The organism is Shewanella algicola, from assembly GCF_014648035.1.
Lineage (GTDB): Bacteria > Pseudomonadota > Gammaproteobacteria > Enterobacterales > Shewanellaceae > Shewanella > Shewanella algicola.
In genome coordinates this window covers 1-1,072 of the sequence record NZ_BMQI01000150.1, presented here as the reverse complement: position 1 = coordinate 1,072, position 1,072 = coordinate 1, and the positions used below count along the sequence as shown (strand labels likewise).

At 41.2% G+C, this 1,072-nt stretch carries 1 protein-coding gene; it reads right to left on the bottom strand.

Features of this window, described 5'->3' with window-relative positions:
- Positions 1–1,062 (bottom strand): IS3 family transposase gene (locus tag IEY42_RS22150; protein ID WP_229780266.1). Its coding sequence is split into 2 segments (ribosomal slippage), with 1,063 coding nucleotides annotated over them: positions 1–807 and positions 807–1,062; the frame shifts between segments, so codons are not numbered across the junction. This gene is flagged as partial in the annotation.
- Positions 1,063–1,072 lie beyond the last annotated feature (10 nt).

Genomic DNA, 1,072 nt, shown 5'->3' with positions numbered 1-1,072 from the left:
ACTTGGGCGGTAGATCGTTTAATGATTCATGTGGTCGATCATAATTATATTCTTCAAGCCAACTATCTGTGATTTCCCTAACTTCAGTCAAGCTATTAAACAGATAACAGTCTAATACTTCATTTCGATAAGTACGGTTAAATCGTTCAATAAATGCATTTTGAGTCGGCTTGCCAGGCTTAATAAAATCTAACTTGATGCCGTGTTGTTCGGCCCATTCCTTAAGTGCATGTGAGATAAACTCTGGACCATTATCTTGCCTTAAACGCTTCGGGTAACCGCGATAGGCTGCGATTCTATCCAGTACGCGTATAACCCGTTGTGCAGGCAAGCTTGAGTCAACCTCTATTGCTAAAGCTTCACGATGGTAATCATCAATTACATTAAAAGTCCTGAACGACTTTCCTGAAAACAAGTTATCGCTCATAAAATCCATTGACCAGCATTCATTAGCCTTTGCAGGTACCGCAAGAGGCTCAGGCTCGCGTGAAGGTAAGCGTTTTTTGCCTTTACGTCGTAAGTTAAGCTTCAAACCACAATAAACGCGATACACACGCTTGTGATTCCATTTATGTCCTAGGAGTCGTAGCCGTTTAAATATCTTACGAAATCCATAGGCTCGACGTTTTTCAGCAATGTCTGATACCGCATCAATGATTTCCTTATCATCGATACGCTTAAGTTGATAATAAAAGGTGCAACGACTGATACTTAGCGCATCACAAGCCAACACAACACCCAGGCCAAATTCATTAATGGCATAGTGCGCTAACACCTTTCGTTCTGCTGGCTTTATAGCTTTTTTTCAACAATGTCTTTGAGCGCCATGTTTTGTAGGCTGACGTCTGCAAACATCTTTTTAAGTTTGGCATTTTCGGCTTCTAATTCACGCATACGAGTTAAATCTGAGGCTTGCATGCCACCGTATTTTGACTTCCATTTGTAATAGGTGCTTTGACCGACATTATGTTTGCGGCATAACTCAGGCACCGTAAGGACACCCGACTCGCCTTCTTTGAGGATATTAATTATTTGGCTTTCAGTGAAACGTGTATTTTTCATGTGATTCTCC